Origin of the sequence: Dickeya oryzae, from assembly GCF_009372235.1 — a bacterium.
GTDB classification, from domain to species: domain Bacteria; phylum Pseudomonadota; class Gammaproteobacteria; order Enterobacterales; family Enterobacteriaceae; genus Dickeya; species Dickeya oryzae.
On record NZ_ML762920.1, the window covers coordinates 739918 to 759081 of the forward strand.

Consider the following 19164-nt stretch of genomic DNA (forward strand, 5'->3'; position numbering starts at 1 on the left):
GTTAGGCGTTTTCAGCCCGCAGGCTCGCCGGACGCATGTCCTGCCAGTGGGTTTCGGTATAGGTGATGCACGCCTCGCGGGACTGCGGCCCGTAGACCACCTGCCAGCCCGCCGGTACGGCGGCAAACTCTGGCCACAGGCTGTATTGCTGTTGTTCGTTGATGACGACCAAAAATGTCAGACGATCATCGTCAAACGGATTCACTTGTTCCTGACTCATTGTTATTACCTCATGTGATAAGGGTTGCTGCGCGTTATCGGGTGTGGGTGTGGTTCAATAACCAACGACATCCCTCTATCAACCCGCCGCGCCAGCACAAGGTGTCATGCCCACCGGCATACACACGCTGGTAAACCTGATGCCCCGCCGCTATCAGCGCCTCATGCATCTGTTGATTGACGAAGGCGATATCCGCCTCACGTCGTCCCGCTTCCTGAAAAATCACCAGCGGCGATGCGGCCCGGCCACCCTGCCGCACCTGGGTCACCAACACGCCGGGTTCCAGCGTTGCGTGCTGGTCAAAAGCGGTAATGAATTGCAGATTTGGCCACCAGAACGAGCCTGATTGCGTAAGTACGCGACCGAAACGCTGCGGCCAGTGCAACCCGGCGTACAGCGCCGCCAGTCCGCCATAGCTCTGCCCGGCCACCACCGTGCGGTCTGGATCGTCGCTAAACGGCGTCAGGCGTGCCGCCTGCAACAGCAATTCCTGCTGTACCGCCTGCCAGAACGCGGCATCGCACGGCAATTCCCGACAACGGTTTTCTCCATCAATCGCGTCAATAAATAACCAAACGGCGGGCGGGAGATTCCCCTGTGCGGTTTCTGCATCCAGAGCGCTAAACAGCGGCGTGTCGTCAGCCCACCGTTGCCCATCCAGAACGAGACAGAGTGGCCGTTGTGCTGGTGCCTCACTCTCCCCGGTGGTGTACAGCCAAATGCGACGCTGGTTGCCGAGCTGCTCGCTCTGCCAGTCAAACACCGTCAGCCGGGCGAGGTCTGCGCCATGCGCCTCGCCTTGATCCACCGCTCGCCAGGCCTGCTGTGCTGGCGCACCCGGCATATGTGCCCCTGACAATTGCGCTCCCCACGGTCGGTTCAGGTTGAGCGGATCAGCCATCGCGCAGGGGAACAACGAACACCACCACGCCCGCTGCTGGTCATCACGCTGTTGGTCATCGTCGCTAAATGGCGGAGGCAGTTGCGCCGCCTCAATCGGAATCAGGGAATAACTGCCACGCCAGTCGTATTCAATCACCATCGACCAATGCCAGACATCGGTACCGGGCAGGCGCGCCAGGCTCTGCGGATCGGTACTGTGGTGATCGGTCACGCCGTTGATATCGGCATAGACCCGTTGGATAGCGGAGTGATGCTCATCGCCGTTCGGGTCACGCCAGAGAAAGGTCACGCGAACCCGCTCGCTATCCTGCGTTTCCACCAGCGGCGTCCCCACGCTGGCGATTTGTTGCCACCATGCGTCATCCCCGGCCTGCGGTGATGACAACAGCGTGGCGGCGAAACCTGACGGCTGTACTGCCGACATCAAAACCTCCTGTGTCTGCCCTTTACGTTTCACTTACATTTAGTTAACAGAACTAATGTGTCGATTTATGAATTTACATTTATTTAGATAACGAGAATAATATTGAGAAACATTTTCATTTGCAATAATATGCAATTCCCAAAATTTACTGGGATTTAAAAACTCGCCATCTGGTCACAGATCGCTAAAAAATCAATTAACAACATGAATTTAAAGTTAATTAAATTTTTTAACGCAAAGAATGGCAAAGCCGGTGAGTACACAGCCTGACGTAAACAAAAAATAAGATCTTTTACAGGAGGGGATCACTGATGCGTAGCACCAGGAAGAAACAATTAACAAAACTAAAGTCTTGGCAGAAAAATAAAAACGCTATGCCAGCCATGCTGGCTTCCACCTTGCTGGTGGCTGCGCATGCACAGGCAGCAGAAACCACGACCAGCACCGATACCATGGTGGTATCGGCAACCGCCGCTGAAAGCGTGACTGCACCGCTGAAAGGTATCGTAGCGAAGGAAAGTGCGTCCGGTACCAAAACCAGCACGCCGCTCATCAAAACTCCACAATCCGTTACCGTGGTCACCCGCGACCAGATGGACGCACAAGCGGTTTCTTCCGTGTCCGACGCGTTGAACTATTCCAGCGGTGTGGTCAGCAACTACCGCGGTTCGTCTAACCGCAACGATGAGGTGATTGCCCGTGGTTTCCGCTACGCGCCGAAATTCCTTGATGGCCTGAGTTATGGCCTGAGCGGTCAGGGGTCTACTATAGGGAAAATAGACCCCTGGTTGCTGGAACGGGTAGAACTGGTGCACGGCCCGGCTTCCGTCCTGTATGGACAGGTCAACCCCGGCGGGCTTATCAGTATGACCAGCAAGCGCCCGACGGCAGAAGATATCCACAAAGTGGAATTCAGCGCGGGTAATCAGCATCTGGGTGAAGCAGCGTTTGATTTCGGCGGTGCGCTCAATGACGATAAAAGCCTGCTCTACCGCCTCAACGGTATCGCCAGCACCCGTAATGAATTCGTCAAGGATTACAAAGAACAGCGCGTTGCTATCGCACCGGCGATCACCTGGTTGCCTAACAGCGATACCAGCTTTACGCTGCTGACCAGTTACCAGAACGATCCTAAAGCTGGCTTTCGCAACTTCCTGCCAGCTTATGGAACCGTATGGGAAACCCGCGCAGGCTATATCCCTTATGATATGAACGTTAGCGATCCGCATTATAACCAGTCGAAACGTGAACAAGGCTCCATCGGTTATAACCTTGATCACTCTTTCAATGATGTGTTCTCTTTCCAGCAAAATGTTCGCTACACGCAACTACGAGAAAAATACAAATATCTGGTGTATACCAAGGGCGGCAGTGCCACCGACACCACAATATCGCGTCGCCCACAGAAAGAAGAGAATGAAATCAGCGAGTTTGCTATCGATAACCAGTTGAAAGCCTCATTCGCCACAGGCTCTGTTAACCACACCGTGATCAGCGGACTGGACTACAAGTGGATGATGCTCGACAAAAAAATGTGGCTTGATCGTAAAAATGACTACTCATTTGACTGGGCAAACCCAACCTACAACGTCTCAGTCAACGACAGTATGTTAACTACGCTTTCCACTAACGAACGCAATAAGCTCAATCAGGTTGGGCTATACCTTCAGGATCAACTGGAATGGAATCAGTGGAACCTGCTGTTATCCGGGCGCAATGACTGGAGTCAAGTCAATAGGCAGGATTACACCGTTGCTACCACTACAGAACGCAACGATAGCAAATTCACTGGTCGTGCTGGGCTGTTGTATGCCTTCGACAACGGTATTTCGCCGTATGTCAGCTACAGCACCTCGTTTGAACCCAACCTGGACTCCGGTACCCCCGGCACGCCTGCGTTTAAACCGACTACCGGTGAACAATCCGAGGTGGGTATCAAGTTCCAGCCTAAAGGCAGCAATACCCTGCTGACCGTTTCACTGTTTGATCTTACACAGAAAAACATTACCTATTCACGTTATTACAGCGAATATGGTCGCAGCTATAGCGAACAGATCGGCAAAGTGAAATCCAAAGGTGCGGAAGCGGAAGTGCACACGCAACTGACGCCGGAAATCAGCCTGATGGCGGCCTACACCTATACCGATGCGGTCACCAAGGAAAGCAACACCGCCAGCCAAATCAACAAAACGCCGTCAACCATTCCACGCCATTCCGCCTCCACCTGGGGTAGCTATAGCTTCCAAAACGGCCCGCTGAAAGGCGTCACGCTCGGCACCGGGGTGCGCTACGTCGGCTCAACCTACGGCGATAACGCCGAGGGCTTCAAAGTGCCGTCTTACACCCTGTACGACGCGATGGCACGTTACGAGTTGGGGTCACTCTCTTCCCAGTTGAAAGGCACCACCGTGCAACTGAACGTCAACAACCTGACCGACAAGCACTATGTGGCCTCTTGCAACAACACTATGGCCTGCTTCTACGGCAGCGGACGCACGGTCGTCGCGACGGTCAGCTATAGCTGGTAATACGCGGCAGGGCGGGCTTTCCCGCCCTGCGGTGACGCCTGCGCGCCACCATATTGTTCCACTCTCGACATAAGGAACCCCCCGTGTCAACGCTCGCAGCTACCTCTTCATCGCTGGATATCCGCACACTTCAGCACGATGATTTTCTGTTTCTGTCTCCCGACAACAGCCTGCATGCCCGTGGATGTTACGCCGCCTTGTCGACGGCCGTGGCAGGGGGCGAGCACCTCCAGGGTGATGTCCAGCAACAGGTCCGCACCCTGTTTGCCCGCGCCCGACAGGATGGTATCGCCCGGCCACTGCTGGTGGGCGCGATCCCGTTTGACAAACGCCAGCCTGCACGACTGTTTGTGCCACAACAGTCTCACTGGTTCTCACGGGACACGCTACAACACGACCTGTTGCCCGCCACGCCGATAAGCGCACGCCAGATACGTGAAGTGCCGGGGCACGATACCTTTTGCCAGATGGTCAGCGCTGGCGTTGACGCCACCCGCAACGGTGAGCTGAATAAAATCGTACTGTCACGCCTGTTGGATATCGACACCGAGCAACCGCTGGACTCAATCCGCCTGTTACGACAGCTCAACCAGCAAAACCCCTGGAGCTACAACTTCCACGTGCCGCTGGAACAAGGCGCGTTGCTGGGTGCCAGCCCGGAACTGTTACTGCATAAGCAGGGTCACCACATTGCGTCGCAGCCGCTGGCCGGTTCCGCCCGCCGTAGCGACGACCCGGTGGAAGATCAACGCCTGCGCCGTATGCTGCTGGCCTCCGCGAAAGATCGCCACGAACACCGGCTGGTCACCGATGATATTCGTCGGGTACTGGCATCACGTTGTCGGACACTGACCATTCCAGACACCCCCGAGCTGCTGAGCACGCCGGTGCTGTGGCATCTGGCGACCCGTGTTCAGGGTGAGGTGTTGGATGCCCGGGAAAACGCCCTGTCGATAGCCTGTCTGCTGCACCCCACCCCGGCGCTGTGCGGCGTACCGTTTGAAGCGGCCCGAGACCGCATCGCCCAACTGGAACCGTTCACCCGCGGGCTATTCGGCGGTATCGTCGGCTGGTGCGACGATGAAGGCAACGGCCAGTGGGTGGTGACGATTCGCTGCGGCGAAGTACGGCAAAACCGGGTACGGCTGTTTGCCGGTGCAGGCATCGTGCCAGACTCTCAGCCCGTGTCTGAATGGCACGAAACCGGTGTTAAATTGAGCACCATGCTGCGTGCATTTGGTCTGCGTCAGGATCAGGAGTGTGCAGCATGATGGTTGAATTCACCCGCTGGCCGCCCGAGCTGGAGCAGCGTTATCGCGAGCGGGGCTACTGGCTGGATCTCCCGCTGGGCGACATCCTCACCCGCCATGCCGATAATGACGCCATCGCCCTGATCGACGGCGAACGCACGCTCAGCTACCGTCAGATGAACCAGTTGGTGGCGCAGTTAGCGGGCTCACTGCAATGCCGGGGCATCGCGCCGGGGCAAACGGCGCTGGTACAACTAGGCAATACCGCCGAGTTCTACCTGAGCTACTTCGCACTGCTGCGTGCCGGTATCGTGCCGGTCAACGCCCTGTTCAGCCATCAGCGCAGCGAACTGTGCGCCTATGCCGACCAGATTGCGCCAACGCTGCTGATAGCCGATCGCAGCCACGCATTGTTCACCAGCGATGATTTTATCAACGAACTACGCCAACGCTGCCCCACGTTACAGCACGTTCTGCTGCGCGGCGACGGCAGCACGTCTCAGGATTTATCACAGCTATTGCTGGAAGCGGAAGCCTTTGCACCAGCAACCCCAACACCCGCCGATCAGGTGGCATTCTTCCAGCTTTCCGGCGGTAGCACCGGCACCCCGAAACTGATTCCTCGTACCCACAACGATTACTACTACAGCATTCGCGGCAGCGTGGAGATTTGCCGGGTTGACGCCCATACCCGTTTCCTGTGCGCCCTGCCCGCCGCCCACAACTACCCGCTCAGTTCGCCGGGTGCGCTGGGTGTGTTTTATGCCGGGGGTACGGTCGTGCTGGCAAGCGACCCCAGCCCAGCCAGCTGCTTCCCGTTGATTGCGCAGCATCACATCACCCTCACCGCGCTGGTTCCCCCGGCTGTCACACTGTGGCTGGAAGCGGTGGCGTTATCGGGCGATCGCCACGCGATGGCGAGCCTGCGCGTACTCCAGGTCGGTGGTGCACGGTTAAGTGAATCGCTGGCACGACGCATACCAACGGAACTGGGTTGCCAGTTACAGCAAGTGTTCGGCATGGCCGAAGGGCTGGTGAATTACACCCGGCTGGACGATGACGATCTCCACTGTTTCACCACACAAGGCCGCCCTATCAGCGACGATGACGAGGTCTGGGTAGCCGATGCCGATGGCAATCCATTACCCCACGGTACACCGGGCCGTCTGATGACACGTGGCCCCTATACCTTCCGTGGTTACTACCGCAGCCCCGCCTACAACCGCCAGGTGTTCGACGCGCAAGGGTTCTACTGCTCTGGCGATGTGGTGATCCAACAGGCCGATGGCTACCTGCAAGTGGTCGGGCGTGAAAAAGACCAGATCAACCGTGGTGGGGAAAAGATTGCCGCTGAAGAGATCGAAAACCTGCTGCTTCGCCACCCTGCCGTGATCAATGCCGCGCTGGTGGCAGTGCCCGACCCGATGATGGGTGAGAAAAGCTGCGCTTTTCTGGTCACCCGCGAACCACTCAAAGCAGTGACATTACGTCGCCACCTGCGTGAACAGGGTATCGCCGACTACAAATTACCGGACCGATTTGAACAACTGCCCACCCTGCCGGAAACCGCAGTGGGCAAAGTCGATAAACAGCGGCTACGCCAGCTGGCGCAACAGTCTGTCGCAACGGCCGCTGCAGGAGAATAAATCATGGCTATTCCAAAACTGAACGCCTACCCACTTCCCGGCGCAGAGCATCTGCCGGTCAATAAGGTGAACTGGCCGGTTGACGCCTCACGCGCGGCCTTGCTGATTCATGACATGCAAAACTACTTCCTCAATTTCTGGGGAGAAAACAGCCCGCTGACCGAGCAGTTGATCGCCAATGTCGCTCGCCTTCGCCAGGTATGCCGTCAGCAGGGTATCCCGGTGTTTTATACCGCTCAACCCAACCAGCAAAGCGACGCAGACCGGGCATTGCTCAATGACATGTGGGGGCCAGGGCTCAATCGCCACCCGGAACAGCAGCGCATCACCGAAGCCCTGACACCGGACAACAGCGACACCGTGCTGGTGAAATGGCGCTACAGCGCCTTCCAGCGTTCCGATCTGGAACAACGGCTGAAGGCCGCAGGCCGCGACCAGCTGATTATCTGCGGGGTATACGCCCATATCGGCTGCCTGACGACCGCCACCGATGCATTTATGCGTGACATCAAACCGTTCATGGTAGCCGACGCGCTGGCAGACTTTTCCCAGGAAGAACACCTGATGGCGCTGCGCTATACCGCCGGTCGCTGTGGCCGGGTGTTAACCTGCGAACAACTGCTGGATGCCCTCGCGCCGCAGCAGGATGACGGCCTGACGCGCCTGCGCGCCGAACTGCTGCCATTGCTGGATGACGATGACGACATCGGTGACGACGACAACCTGCTGGATTATGGTCTGGACTCGGTACGCATCATGTCGCTGGTGACCCGCTGGCGTCAGCAAGGGCATGACCTGGACTTCGTGGCGTTAGTGAAAAAACCTACGTTGCGTCACTGGCATCAGTTGCTCAGCCAGCGTCAGGCGGAGGAAGCATGAGCGTCGCGCTGGATTTCAGCGGTAAGCAAGTGTGGGTGACCGGTGCCGGACGTGGCATCGGTTATGACATCGCCTGCCGTTTTACCGAAGCGGGGGCGACCGTCACCGGGTTTGACCGCGCCTTTTCCTCAGACTCTCTGCCGTTTCACGCCATCGAGCTGGATGTCAGTGATGCAGCGGCTGTTGCTGCCACCTGTGCCAGACAACTGGCACAGACGCCGCATCTGGATGTGCTGATTAACGGTGCCGGGATCCTGCGCATGGGCCACACCGAAACACTCAGTCAGCAAGACTGGCAGGATTGCCTGAACGTCAACGCAGGCGGCGCGTTTCATCTGTTTCAGGCCGTGATCCCACAATTTCAGCGGCAACGCGGCGGTGCTATCGTGTCTATCGGCTCCAACGCCGCACATGTGCCGCGCGTCGGCATGGCCGCCTATTGCGCTTCTAAGGCGGCGTTACGCAGCCTGTGCCTGACCGTCGGTCTCGAACTGGCCCCGTATGGCGTGCGCTGCAATCTGGTCTCTCCCGGCTCTACCGATACCCCGATGCAACGCAGCCTGTGGCACGCCCCTGACGCAGAACAGCGTACCATCGCCGGTTTTCCGCAACAGTTCAAACTGGGTATTCCGCTCGGCAAAATCGCTCGTCCTCGCGACATTACCGATACGGTGCTGTTTCTGGCGTCTGATTTGGCAGGCCATGTGACGTTACAGGATGTGGTCATCGATGGTGGTGCCACGCTGGGTGCATGACCCTGGCATGGGCTCTTGATGGATAACGGGAGAAACACACCTTGATCTGGAAACGCGTCACCACGCTGGACATGCTCAACCAGATGAGTGAAGAGTGCATGTTGTCGCATCTGGGGATCCGTTTTGTCCACATGACGGACAACACGCTGGAAGCGCTCATGCCCGTAGATACCCGTACCCGACAGCCATTTGGCCTGTTGCACGGCGGTGCTTCAGTGGTGCTGGCGGAATCTCTCGGCTCGGTGGCGGGCTGGCTGTGCACCGAACCGGGTGCCAGCGTAGTCGGCGTCGAGATTAACGCCAGCCACTTACGGGCGGTCACGCAGGGAGACGTGCGGGGAATCTGCCAGCCACTGCATCTGGGCCGCCAGACACAAGTCTGGCAGGTAGAAATAGTGGACGAACGCCAGCGGCGCTGCTGTATTGCCCGGCTGACCACCGCGGTGATTCAACCGTAGCGGTCGTAAATATAGCGAGTCCTTAATCCGTAAATAAGAAAAAGGAGGCCGATGGCCTCCTGGTGAATTTTAGTCCGCCAATACCGGGTAATCGGTATAACCTTCCGCCCCCGCACTATAGATCGTGCTGCCGTTGAGTTCATTGAGCGGTGCGCCACGGCGCAGGCGTTCAACCAGATCCGGGTTGGCGATATACATTCTCCCAAACGATACCGCATCCGCCTCACCATCCGCTAACAGTTGTTCTGCTGAGTCTCGGGTCAGACCATCGTTGGCGATCACCACGCCACGGAACGTTTTACGGATAATAGGCAGAATACGCTGTGGGGTATCCAGCGCTTCACGCACAAAGATGAAGGCCAGTTTACGACTGTCGAGTTGTTCTGCCACATAGCCGAACAGCGCTTGTGGATCGGAGTCCTGCATTGAATGGGTGTTAGACATGGTATTGACGTGCACGCCGACCCTATCCGCTGGCCAGACGGTCAACACGGCATCGACAGTTTCCAACAGGAAGCGCGCCCGATTAGCAATCGAACCGCCGTACTGATCGGTGCGCTGGTTTGAGCCATCATGCAGAAACTGATCGAACAGGTAACCGTTGGCCGCATGGACTTCCACCCCATCAAACCCGGCGCGTTTGGCGTTTTCCGCCGCCTGACGAAAGTCTTCAACAATCCCCGGGATTTCATCTGTTTCCAGCGCACGTGGCACCACATAGGGTTTATAGGGACGAATCGTCGCCACATGCCCTTCAGCCGCAATGGCGCTGGGGGCTACTGGTAACTCGCCGTCCAGATAGACGGGGTCTGAAATGCGCCCTACATGCCACATCTGCAACACCATTTTACCGCCTGCCGCGTGTACCGCCGCATTGATGCGACGCCAGCCTTCAATGTGTTCATCCGACCAGATACCTGGGGTATTGGGGTAACCGACACCCTGTGGGGTGACGGCGGTAGCCTCCGTCAGGATCATCCCGGCACTGGCGCGCTGAACGTAATACTCCTGCGACAGCGCGCTTGGGATGCGCTGATCAAAAGCACGCATGCGGGTCAGCGGCGCCATGACAATACGGTTTTCAGCCTGAATAGCACCAATATGGATAGGATCAAACAAACCTGACATAGCGTTTTCCTTAATTTATTGGCGGTCGATACGGGCGATTATGTCCCACCGCCTTGTGTTTTTAGCGAACAGCAATGTGATACCAGAACGGTCATCCGATAGCCGAATACCCAATAACCACGATCAGTAAAACCGGTCAGTAAAAACGATCAGCAACAACGACGTTATCGGTAACGGCTCAGGACAAGGGATATACCTTATTGCAGGAACAGCCGCCATACCATTCGGTGCTAATGACGACACATCAGGTTATATACGCGCTGAATACGCCAGGCGGAGGGCAAAGAACCCTCAGGATTAACACTGGGGACAATGGCCCATCGGGCGACAGGCCAATAGATACATCAGATAAGCAAACCAACACGTTGGTAGCCTATCAATGACGAAGATAGGTAGGGATAGCCACACGGCACACCAGCCTGTGTGCGAGTCTCGCCGCATCAACCGGCTGGCGACAGCTGCTCACCAAACGCCGCCAGACGTTGCAGCCCATACTCCCATTTACCAAACCCAGCTTCAGCATTGATATGCCCGCCTTCGCCCACATCCACCAGGCTACTTCCCCAGACCTTCGCCCAGTACTCGGCACGGGAAAAGGTCATCAACGGGTCGTTGTGGCTGGCAAATGCCAGACTGGGTACCGCCAGTTGCTCGGGTAGAATTCGGTCTTCAATCTCAAATCGCATGGGTTCTGCAGGTGCCACCAGCATCACACCGGCAATCCCTTCCATGCCCTGCTGGACCACATGGCAGGCAGCCAGCGCGCCAAAACTGTGGCCTATCAGCACTGCGGGGCGATCACAGGTCGCCAGTTCGCGGCGGATAGCCAACACCCAGCGATCCAGATCTGCCTGATACCATTCTTTCTGGCGGATACGCCGCCAGAAGGGAAACCGGCGTTCCCAGTAGCTCTGCCAGTGGTCTTCGTCACTGTCACGCAATCCCGGCACCAGCACCATCGTTAAGCGCGAGTCGAGCTCTCTCAGCCGCTGGTCTACTTCTGTTGTCTGCATCAGGTTCTGTGTCTCCCTGTTGATTGTCCGTCAGGATGACACAGACAGCATTAAAGACCCCGCCATCCTTACATCCTTTCCATTACAATCTGATAACAATATCAGTACCGGCTTACAGCCTACCACGGGATTCCTGATTTGTATCCTGATTCAGTACAGCAATTTATATGCTGGCCCGATTCACCAAAAAAACGATTTTTTCTTTTTATGTCTGGCACTTGCCGCCATATAACCTGCTGGCTTATCCCGTCTGACGAAAGATGCGCATTCCCCAACGCTGGCGATACGACGATCATCGTCACGATTGAGGAGCGCCGGGCACATCAATGAGCCAGCGTTAAACATTCCGCTTGAATTCCGCCCCTGACCCGGCGTAGATTAGCGCCGATTCCCTTATCTGCCCGCCCAGGCGGCAGTGACTGGGGATCGTCTTAATACAGGCGGCGCCTGAAAGCTAAACGCACAATCGGAATTATTGCTGGCGTAGGAATTATTGCTGGCGTAATAGTCCTGGAGAAAAATCAGTGAAGTACTTATTCATGGGCGTTTCGTTTATTTTATTTTTATGGGTCGGCACTTTTTTACTGATGCTGGAATAACCCTGACGGTTTTTCCTCATCCACTTCGACAGAAGGCTCCTGTTGAAGCGACAACAACAAATAATTATCAGTACACGAAAGACGAATAAAACGACAGGCTGGCAGCTATTCTGCCAGCCTGTTTCTTTTAGCGGTACGGAGAAAAGAAACAGGCTGCAAGACGGTATCCGGCTCGCTAGTGACTCCAGCCACCAGGCACATTCAACACCAGACCGATTGCCCCGCTCACCGCCAGCCAGGGGCCGAACGCCAGCGGTTGCTGCATACTGATACGCCGGATGCGCCGCCACAACAGTGTCGCCACCAGCCCGGTTAACGACGCGATCAGCACCAGATTAGGTAACGCCTGCCAGCCAAGCCAGGCCCCCAACGCGGCCAGCAATTTGAAATCACCATACCCCAGTGCCTCTCGTCCACTCAGCAGGCGAAATCCCCAGTAAATCAGCCACAACGACAGGTATCCTGCCATGGCACCGACAACCGCCTGCTCAAGCGGTACAAACGTATCGGCCAGATTGAACAGCAACCCGCACCATAACAACGGCAATGTCATTACGTCCGGTAATAGTTGGGTTCGCGCGTCAATCACTGCCAGCGCCAGCAACATGCTAATACACAGCAATGCGCCCAGCAGCGCCAGCCCCGGTTGCCAGAGTAAACCCGCCAACAAAAAGGCGCCCCCTGACAACAATTCAATCAGCGGATAACGCCAGGATACCTCGCCACCGCAGCAATGGGCGCGCCCACGCAGCCATAACCAGCTCAGCAGCGGAATGTTGTCACGTACGCGTAAGCGTTGATGGCAGTGTGGGCAGGAAGACGGCGGCCAGCACAGATCATAACGAGCAGGCGGCGCACCAACGGGCAACCCCAGGTGGAAACACGCCTCCTGCCGCCAGCGCCGCTCCAGCATGACAGGTAACCGGTGGATAACCACGTTGAGGAAGCTGCCGATGACCAGCCCCAGTACGAGCAGCATACCCAGCCAGATACGCGGGCTAGTATTGGCGAAGGTGACCAGATCCATGTTGTTCTCCTATTCCCTGATGGCTGGTATGCTGACACACACTACTGGCGCCGCCTAGACAGTTGGACGCCGGACATTGTTTTTTACGAGCCAGCGCGCAGTGCGGCTGACTCGCGGATTGATCCGTTACAGTACCAGTTACAATACCCACTCCAGTTACAGTACCCGCTCCAGCGACAAACGAGTCACTTCTACGATGCCTGGACTGTTGGGTACGGCGGTCACATCCATCCCCTGGGTAATCACGCCGTTTTTCTGCTCCAGTTCGGCCAGCCAGTGCAGCAGGTTATTAAAGTCGCTACGGGCCAGCGTTACCGACATCTGCGACTCCTGCGGCTGCATACGCAGTACAGTAATGCCGAAACGGGCCGCGCTTTGTGGTACCAGCACCGTCAGGCTGATGTCACGACCGGCGATTTGTCGCCGTGCGCCTTCCGGCGGCGGTAACCGTGGCGCTTGCTGTTGCATCCAACGCACGGTCTGGCGCTCACGATCGATAGTCATCTGCCATTGCCGCGCACTCTCCTGCCAGGGTGACCAGATCAGATAATACAACAGGCAAAGTACCACCAGACCGCCACACGCCAGCATCATCATCCGCTCGCGCTGGCTCATTATCTGCCAGCGACGACGTAACTCATTCATGGCTGACTCCTCAAGGTTAACTGGCCTTCAACATGGTCTTTTTCCTGCTTCATTTCCCCCGGCGGGATCTGGAAATACGCCTGAGCCTGCTGACGGAACTGCTCCATCTGCGCATAGGACGTGGCACGCAGGCTGAGCCGTAGTTCATCGCGGCTGCGATCGTACGACAACGACTGCAACGACACGCCGTCATTCTGCGCCACTAACTGCTGCAACCGGTTCATCTGTTCCGTCAAGGCAAAGCCACTGCCCCCTGTGCGCACGTCCTGCAAATGGCGTTGCATCTGCGCACGCGGGTTAACCACCTGTTTTTCATCCGGGAACAATTTGCGGTATACCCGCACGCTTTCCTGACGCCAGTAGTCCGCCTGGCGATACAGTTGATAATGGGTCCAGACCGATTCCCCCAACACCAGCAACAACCAGGCCGACAAGGCAATCAGCACATTGCGCCACGGCAACAGCGCCTGTTTCCAGGGCTTCACCGGCGCATACTCCCCCTGCCGCAAATCCATACTCATCGGCAAGGTCGCTTGTGCCGCCAGTGTCAGTAAATCGGTTACCGGTTGTGGTTGCCAGGTGAGTGCCGACGCAGGTACCGGGCTGTAGCAGTGTACGGCGGGCAACGGCTGAAAACTGGACAACAACGCTTGATACCAGCTTTCCTCAGCGGCCATGCCAATACCGGTATCCTGGCGGAATAACCACAGATTCTGGTGGCTAATGGCGCTCCAGGCGCTATCGGCACGCGGCAATGCCATCACATCCGGCATGATGGTTTCTAGCGGCACGCCCAGTTCCTCGCACAACGTCAGCCACGCCTGCAAACGTGACTTTTGCACTACGGCCACTGTTGCGGTATCCCCTTGCATGTCCATAACGGCAAAATGCAACTGGTCAATATCGCTTGCTACCTGCTCTTCCAACATAAATGGAATCGCCTGTAACAGTTGCCGACGCGACTGGCGTGGTAATGACAGGTTATGCAGCGTCACATCCGTGGACGGCACCAGTGCCCGTACCGACATGACCGGATAATCCGCCAACGCTGACTGAAGGCTCTCCAGCGTGCCCGTACCTTTGGACAGCGTCTGGTGACGGCTGACAGACCAGATAAGCCACTCCAGACTGCCGGAGGCTTCTGTCGGTAACCGCAAAATCAGTTGTTGTTTGCCGCTGATATTTTCGGCCTTATTCATGGGTTCACCGTCCTATATCCCCCGTACTGACGCTGTACTACCTCAGTCTGTTTACCGCGGTGAAACAGGCTGCGTTGATAGAATTCACTGTCGTCCACCCGTATCTGGATATCAGCAAAAAACCAGTCACTCTTTATCACCAGCACCTGGCGAGCGCCAGTCTTACCATTTCCCGACAGCGTCAACATCCCCATAAAATCATTCAGATTGCGCCACCCCTGCGGTGGTCGTTGCTGCAAAATGCGCTCAGCGATATCCCGACTGATTTCGCCCATGAATAACGCCGATAGCAACGGCGCGCTGTCTGGCGTCAACGTATTCACGTTGATAGCCAGCTTGTCCACCGGCAGAACGCAGACATAAGGCAATAACCGACGGTATAACCCCGCATCCACCCCCATGACCGCCCGCAGCTCTGAAACATCCGCCATGCGCTGGTTACCAGGATGAAAGTTGACATAGCTGTCGTCTTCCGCACCGTTCATCAACGGCTCGCTATCCTCATCAATCCAATCGCGCACCGCATCGGTGATGCGCTCCGCCTGCTTAGGCTCCTCCCCCAACACCATCAATAGCTGGCGAAAAACCTGCGCGGCATAAGGCCCTTGCTCAGGGTTGGCGCTGTTGGTGCTACTGCTGTTGTTACTTGTGCCGCTGTTACTGCTTGTGCTGCTTGTATTGCTACTGCTCGTGTTACTGCCTGTTGAATTGTTGCCGCTACTATTGCCGGACGCGCCCGTCTCCGTTGTATTCTTTGCCGGGCTCAACGCATTCAGATTAAGACAAGCCTGACCATCCTGCACCTGGGCGCGAATTTCACTGCCGTCCGACATTATCTGATGGTCCACTTTAGACCAGGGCTGGCCGATAAAGGTACTTTGGGGCGACGCCTTCGCATCACGCTGTAACACGCTGGAAATCAGCGCCTCCGCACCCAGGGCATACCAGCGGGCCTGCGTACGGTTGAGTAAATTGCTGGTACGTTGCCAGGCTTTACCGCTGCGCTCCGTAATCGACGCAGCGATAGTGACCATCAATGCCATCATCAACATCACGATCAGCAGAGCGACTCCACGTTGGCGACGGCTCATGAATCACCCCCGCTGTTATCATCCGGTGCGGCCTGCTGGTTCTGCTCGCCATCGGTATTGTCCTGCGACCGTTGTTCCTGACTGCTCACGTTCTTATCGTCGTCGCGGCTATCGCCGTTTTGCCCGGCCTTATTTTGATTTTGCGTCGCCACATAGCGCGGCGTCACCATAAACACACGGGTAATGTCGCCGTAATCCCGCAAGGTCACGACGATAGCAATACCTCGCGGCAGATGGGCCGTATCATCCCAACGATCCTGCCAGCCATCCTTGCCGAAAAAGCGCAAGACGAAACCACTGACGCCGGTTAACACCGCGCGTATCGCAGGCTCCTGCGTCGACAGCGGCTCGGAGGAGTCATAAAACAGCCGCTCCAGCGTATCGCCACGTAGCCGGTATCCGACTCGCTGTAGTTCCGAACGCGGCATGATGCCCAGCGGGTTGAGCCAGCCATTACGGATGAAGCTGACTGCCCAATCAGCGCTGCCTAGTTGATAACGCTCAGCGTAAAACCCCAGTTCATAGCCTTGGCTACGACGCGGAACGATTTGTGAAAAATCCCGCTCCATCAGGGAAAAGCCCCGTTGCAGTTCTGCCAGTCGGGCTTCTTTGCGCGCTGACGCCTCATCGTTATGCATCACGCCGTTCATCACCTGCGAGGCAGCCAGACTCAACGCCGCGAAAATCGCCAGCGCCAGCATCATTTCCAGCAAGGTAAAGCCGCTTTCTGGCCGTTTCACTCTTTCTGGACGTTTCACTGCGCAGGGTCCCCCGGCTGAACCTGATAACTGCGCAATACGGCATCTGCAGCGCGGCTGTCACGATCATGGCGCACTTCAACATCGATGGCGCGTACCTGTGGATCCGCTGTGGCTACCCCCTGAATGCGCCAAAACCACTGTGAACCGGCAAAAGTCACCTCCCCCGTCACCCACTGGGTTTGCGGCCACTGTTTTTCCAGCCGCATCACCGCCTGTTGGTTTTCCGCAATCCAGAGCGCAAACGTCTTCTCTTCCAGACGCCCCAGGCTATTGGCCTGCTGCGCGGTTGTCTTCAACACCGTCAGCCCCGCCAGCGCGAAAATAACCAATGCCACCATCACTTCAAGCAACGTCATTCCCTGCTGTTTCATCCCTTAGCGCTCCGCTTCCGACGACGTATGTAGCTGACCGTTGGTATCGACTTGTAGCCAGGCAGAGTCATTACCGTTACGCAACGTCAGACGAAAAGGCGTCACTTCGCCGCCCGGCAGAATCAGGATATGCGGGTCGCCATTGCCCGGCGAAAAACCGGCACCATCACCCGCCGCCCCTGCCTGCGTAGACAGTTCAATTTGAAAGCTAGCCGGCAGTTCGCTGGGTGAAGACAGGCGGTACGGCTGCCACGGTACCCAGACATAGCGCAGACGTTGTTGATCTTCTGGCGAATTCTCCACGACCTGACGCTGTAACAGCGCGTATTGCCAGCGGTGAGGCTGCAGATAAATCCCCAGAATATGGTCATTCATCTGGCTGTCCTCCACCGCGTATTGCAGTTGTGCTTTAAAGCGGGCTATCTGCCAGCCGCTGTCCTGCTGCCTGGGCGCAGGGATCGCCATCATGACCAGTGTGGCGGCTATGCCAGCCAGCAACACCACCAGCATGATTTCCAGCAGCGTGAATCCCCGCTGTCGCACAATCAGGGGTTCCCGTTGCCGTTGTTACCGTTATTGTGCGCACCATTGCCGACATTCCAGTTGCCAATGTCGTCATCGGTATCCGGCATGCCATCCGGGCCGTAGGAGAACACGTCTATTTTGCCGTGGCGGCCAGGGCTAACCAGTTGGTAGTCGGCTCCCCACGGGTCTTGTGGTAAACGGCGAATATATCCATCCTGCGGGTAGTTTCGTGGTTCCGGCGGCGTGGTCGGTTTTTTCACCAACGCGCCCAGCCCTTGTTCGGTTGTCGGGTAACGGCTGTTATCCAGTTTGTACATGTCCAGTGCGCTCTCCAGCGCCACTATGTCGCTGACGGCTTTCTGCTTGTCGGCTTTTTCTTTGTTGCCCATCAGGTTCGGGACAACCAGACTGGCCAATACGCCAAGAATGACGATGACCACCATGATTTCCAACAGGGTAAAACCTCGCTGACGTCGTTCCATCTCTTTGTTACCTCATTAACGTATCAATCTTCGCTACATACTCATTAGGGTATTCAACTGCAAAATCGGCTGGAGGATAGCCAGCACGATGAACAGCACAATGCCAGCCATACTCACCACCAGTAGCGGCTCAAACAGCCCCAGCGCCAGTGTCATCTGGGCGCTGAATTCACGATCCTGGTTATCCGCGGCGCGAGTCAGCATGCCATCAAGTTCGCCGCTGCGTTCGCCGCTGGCGATCATGTGGCGCATCATCGGTGGGAACAGCGATGTCTGCTCCAGCGCTTTGTGCAGGCTCACCCCTTCGCGTACAGCGTCAGTCGCCTGCCCCAGCCGGAAGCGGGCATAATCGTTGGTCAGTACATCGCCGCTGATGCGCATCGCCTGCAATAGCGGCACCGCGCTGGAATTCAAAATACTTAATGTGCGTGCGTAGCGGGCGGTGTTAAGACCACGAGCAACCCGCCCAATGACAGGCAAAAACAGTAAACGCCGGTGGAACGCCAGACGGTGCTTCTCATGGCGCAACAACACGCGCAGCCCCATGACCGCCAGCATCAGCAATAACACCACCCAGGGCCCGTAGGTTCTCACCGCATCGCTGACGCTCATCAGTAACCGGGTGGACAACGGTAGCGTCTGTTTCATGTGAATAAACTGCTCGACTACTTTAGGCACCACGGCAGACAGCAGGATAGACACCACCGAAATCGCCACCAGGGTCAACACGCAAGGGTAAATCATCGCCTGCTGAATACGGCTACGCATCTGTTGACGCTGTTCGGTGTAATCCGCCAGTCGATTTAACACCGCATCCAGATGGCCCGAGGCTTCGCCCGCCGCCACCATCGCGCAGTACAACCGTTCAAAACTGCCGGGGAAATTCCCCATCGCTTCAGCCAGTGAATGCCCTTCCACCACTTTGGCGCGTACCGCCGCCATCAGGGCGCTGAGCTTCGGTTTTTCGCTCTGCTTCGCCACCGCATCGAGTGCTTCTTCCAGCGGTAACGCCGCCGCGACCAGTGTCGCCAGTTGCCGGGTCAGCAAGGCCAGATCGCTGGCGCTGATACGGTGGGAACGGCGCAACGACAGCGAAAAACCACTGCGCGGAGCGGCTTCGCCGCGCTGCTCCTCAATGCTGACCGGCACCAGTCCTTTCTCACGCAGCAGTTGGCGTGCATGACGCGCAGAGTCCGCCTCCTGCATGCCCTGACTTTTCTTTCCCTGGGCATTCAATGCCTGATACTGGAACAGCGCCAT

20 protein-coding genes are annotated in these 19164 nt (G+C 56.9%); 7 read left to right on the plus strand and 13 right to left on the minus strand.

The window, feature by feature from the left end; translation table 11 throughout:
- Position 1 precedes the first annotated feature (1 nt).
- The gene (locus FAZ14_RS03220; protein WP_016941148.1) at positions 2-220 is read right to left on the minus strand and encodes an MbtH family protein; all 219 of its coding nucleotides are present in this window, start codon (positions 218-220) and stop codon (positions 2-4) included.
- A gap of 34 nt (positions 221-254) precedes the next feature.
- Positions 255-1547: an enterochelin esterase gene (fes, locus tag FAZ14_RS03225; RefSeq protein WP_153508006.1), complete on the minus strand. Its 1293-nt coding sequence runs from the start codon at positions 1545-1547 to the stop codon at positions 255-257.
- Positions 1548-1858: 311 nt separating this feature from the next.
- On the opposite strand from fes, the gene FAZ14_RS03230 reads away from it, so the two are divergent.
- The 6 genes from FAZ14_RS03230 (at position 1859) to FAZ14_RS03255 (ending at position 9063) form a co-directional block, all read left to right on the plus strand.
- A complete protein-coding gene (locus tag FAZ14_RS03230) occupies positions 1859-4075 on the plus strand; it encodes a TonB-dependent siderophore receptor (protein WP_153508007.1) in 2217 nt (738 codons plus the stop codon).
- Positions 4076-4158: 83 nt separating this feature from the next.
- The gene (locus FAZ14_RS03235) at positions 4159-5346 is read left to right on the plus strand and encodes an isochorismate synthase (RefSeq protein ID WP_016941151.1); all 1188 of its coding nucleotides are present in this window, start codon (positions 4159-4161) and stop codon (positions 5344-5346) included.
- Entirely contained in the window at positions 5343-6971 is a 1629-nt protein-coding gene (locus tag FAZ14_RS03240; protein WP_153508008.1) for a (2,3-dihydroxybenzoyl)adenylate synthase, read from the plus strand. The genes FAZ14_RS03235 and FAZ14_RS03240 overlap by 4 nt, the downstream gene beginning before the upstream one ends.
- Positions 6972-6974: 3 nt before the next feature.
- Positions 6975-7850: an isochorismatase family protein gene (locus FAZ14_RS03245; RefSeq protein WP_016941153.1), complete on the plus strand. Its 876-nt coding sequence runs from the start codon at positions 6975-6977 to the stop codon at positions 7848-7850.
- Positions 7847-8605 carry a 2,3-dihydro-2,3-dihydroxybenzoate dehydrogenase gene (gene dhbA / locus FAZ14_RS03250; protein ID WP_153508009.1) on the plus strand — a complete coding sequence of 253 codons (759 nt, stop codon included), beginning with the start codon at positions 7847-7849 and terminating at the stop codon, positions 8603-8605. The genes FAZ14_RS03245 and dhbA overlap by 4 nt, the downstream gene beginning before the upstream one ends.
- Before the next feature lie 41 nt (positions 8606-8646).
- Complete coding sequence (locus FAZ14_RS03255) at positions 8647-9063, plus strand: hotdog fold thioesterase (protein ID WP_016941155.1); 417 nt, start codon at positions 8647-8649, stop codon at positions 9061-9063.
- A 69-nt stretch (positions 9064-9132) separates the two neighbouring features.
- Here the strand turns inward: FAZ14_RS03255 and FAZ14_RS03260 are convergent, their stop codons facing one another.
- Both FAZ14_RS03260 and FAZ14_RS03265 read right to left on the minus strand, forming a co-directional pair.
- Positions 9133-10191, minus strand: a complete 1059-nt coding sequence (locus tag FAZ14_RS03260; RefSeq protein WP_016941156.1) for an alkene reductase — start codon at positions 10189-10191, stop codon at positions 9133-9135.
- A gap of 440 nt (positions 10192-10631) precedes the next feature.
- Positions 10632-11204, minus strand: coding sequence for an RBBP9/YdeN family alpha/beta hydrolase (locus FAZ14_RS03265; RefSeq protein WP_016941157.1), 573 nt, complete (start codon positions 11202-11204; stop codon positions 10632-10634).
- Between the two features lie 524 nt (positions 11205-11728).
- Between FAZ14_RS03265 and ypdK the strand changes: the two genes are divergently transcribed.
- Complete coding sequence (gene ypdK / locus FAZ14_RS20440; RefSeq protein ID WP_099327210.1) at positions 11729-11803, plus strand: membrane protein YpdK; 75 nt, start codon at positions 11729-11731, stop codon at positions 11801-11803.
- Positions 11804-11978: 175 nt separating this feature from the next.
- Here the strand turns inward: ypdK and FAZ14_RS03275 are convergent, their stop codons facing one another.
- The 9 genes from FAZ14_RS03275 to gspF form a co-directional block, all read right to left on the minus strand.
- A complete protein-coding gene (locus FAZ14_RS03275; RefSeq protein ID WP_153508010.1) occupies positions 11979-12830 on the minus strand; it encodes a prepilin peptidase in 852 nt (283 codons plus the stop codon).
- Positions 12831-12986: 156 nt separating this feature from the next.
- The gene (gspM, locus tag FAZ14_RS03280) at positions 12987-13475 is read right to left on the minus strand and encodes a type II secretion system protein GspM (protein WP_153508011.1); all 489 of its coding nucleotides are present in this window, start codon (positions 13473-13475) and stop codon (positions 12987-12989) included.
- A complete protein-coding gene (gene gspL / locus FAZ14_RS03285; protein ID WP_153508012.1) occupies positions 13472-14674 on the minus strand; it encodes a type II secretion system protein GspL in 1203 nt (400 codons plus the stop codon). The genes gspM and gspL overlap by 4 nt, the downstream gene beginning before the upstream one ends.
- A complete protein-coding gene (gspK, locus tag FAZ14_RS03290; protein ID WP_016941161.1) occupies positions 14671-15765 on the minus strand; it encodes a type II secretion system minor pseudopilin GspK in 1095 nt (364 codons plus the stop codon). Before gspK ends, gspL begins: the two co-directional genes overlap by 4 nt.
- Positions 15762-16523, minus strand: coding sequence for a type II secretion system minor pseudopilin GspJ (gene gspJ, locus FAZ14_RS03295; RefSeq protein ID WP_029456323.1), 762 nt, complete (start codon positions 16521-16523; stop codon positions 15762-15764). Before gspJ ends, gspK begins: the two co-directional genes overlap by 4 nt.
- A complete protein-coding gene (gene gspI / locus FAZ14_RS03300; protein ID WP_012885481.1) occupies positions 16520-16897 on the minus strand; it encodes a type II secretion system minor pseudopilin GspI in 378 nt (125 codons plus the stop codon). The genes gspJ and gspI overlap by 4 nt, the downstream gene beginning before the upstream one ends.
- 3 nt (positions 16898-16900) lie before the next feature.
- A complete protein-coding gene (gene gspH / locus FAZ14_RS03305; RefSeq protein WP_016941163.1) occupies positions 16901-17440 on the minus strand; it encodes a type II secretion system minor pseudopilin GspH in 540 nt (179 codons plus the stop codon).
- 2 nt (positions 17441-17442) lie between these two features.
- Positions 17443-17904, minus strand: coding sequence for a type II secretion system major pseudopilin GspG (gene gspG / locus FAZ14_RS03310; RefSeq protein ID WP_016941164.1), 462 nt, complete (start codon positions 17902-17904; stop codon positions 17443-17445).
- Positions 17905-17937: 33 nt separating this feature from the next.
- The gene (gene gspF / locus FAZ14_RS03315; RefSeq protein ID WP_016941165.1) at positions 17938-19164 is read right to left on the minus strand and encodes a type II secretion system inner membrane protein GspF; all 1227 of its coding nucleotides are present in this window, start codon (positions 19162-19164) and stop codon (positions 17938-17940) included.

Excerpts from the sequence above, each read along its gene's own strand:
- gspL (WP_153508012.1), bottom strand. The coding sequence starts at position 14,674 with ATGAATAAGGCCGAAAATATCAGCGGCAAACAACAACTGATTTTGCGG.
- FAZ14_RS03260 (WP_016941156.1), bottom strand. The coding sequence starts at position 10,191 with ATGTCAGGTTTGTTTGATCCTATCCATATTGGTGCTATTCAGGCTGAA.
- gspI (WP_012885481.1), bottom strand. The coding sequence starts at position 16,897 with ATGAAACAGCAGGGAATGACGTTGCTTGAAGTGATGGTGGCATTGGTT.
- FAZ14_RS03240 (WP_153508008.1), top strand. The coding sequence starts at position 5,343 with ATGATGGTTGAATTCACCCGCTGGCCGCCCGAGCTGGAGCAGCGTTAT.
- FAZ14_RS03265 (WP_016941157.1), bottom strand. The coding sequence starts at position 11,204 with ATGCAGACAACAGAAGTAGACCAGCGGCTGAGAGAGCTCGACTCGCGC.
- gspM (WP_153508011.1), bottom strand. The coding sequence starts at position 13,475 with ATGAATGAGTTACGTCGTCGCTGGCAGATAATGAGCCAGCGCGAGCGG.
- FAZ14_RS03220 (WP_016941148.1), bottom strand. The coding sequence starts at position 220 with ATGAGTCAGGAACAAGTGAATCCGTTTGACGATGATCGTCTGACATTT.
- FAZ14_RS03230 (WP_153508007.1), top strand. The coding sequence starts at position 1,859 with ATGCGTAGCACCAGGAAGAAACAATTAACAAAACTAAAGTCTTGGCAG.
- gspF (WP_016941165.1), bottom strand. The coding sequence starts at position 19,164 with ATGGCGCTGTTCCAGTATCAGGCATTGAATGCCCAGGGAAAGAAAAGT.
- dhbA (WP_153508009.1), top strand. The coding sequence starts at position 7,847 with ATGAGCGTCGCGCTGGATTTCAGCGGTAAGCAAGTGTGGGTGACCGGT.
- FAZ14_RS03275 (WP_153508010.1), bottom strand. The coding sequence starts at position 12,830 with ATGGATCTGGTCACCTTCGCCAATACTAGCCCGCGTATCTGGCTGGGT.
- gspK (WP_016941161.1), bottom strand. The coding sequence starts at position 15,765 with ATGAGCCGTCGCCAACGTGGAGTCGCTCTGCTGATCGTGATGTTGATG.
- fes (WP_153508006.1), bottom strand. The coding sequence starts at position 1,547 with ATGTCGGCAGTACAGCCGTCAGGTTTCGCCGCCACGCTGTTGTCATCA.
- FAZ14_RS03245 (WP_016941153.1), top strand. The coding sequence starts at position 6,975 with ATGGCTATTCCAAAACTGAACGCCTACCCACTTCCCGGCGCAGAGCAT.
- gspG (WP_016941164.1), bottom strand. The coding sequence starts at position 17,904 with ATGGAACGACGTCAGCGAGGTTTTACCCTGTTGGAAATCATGGTGGTC.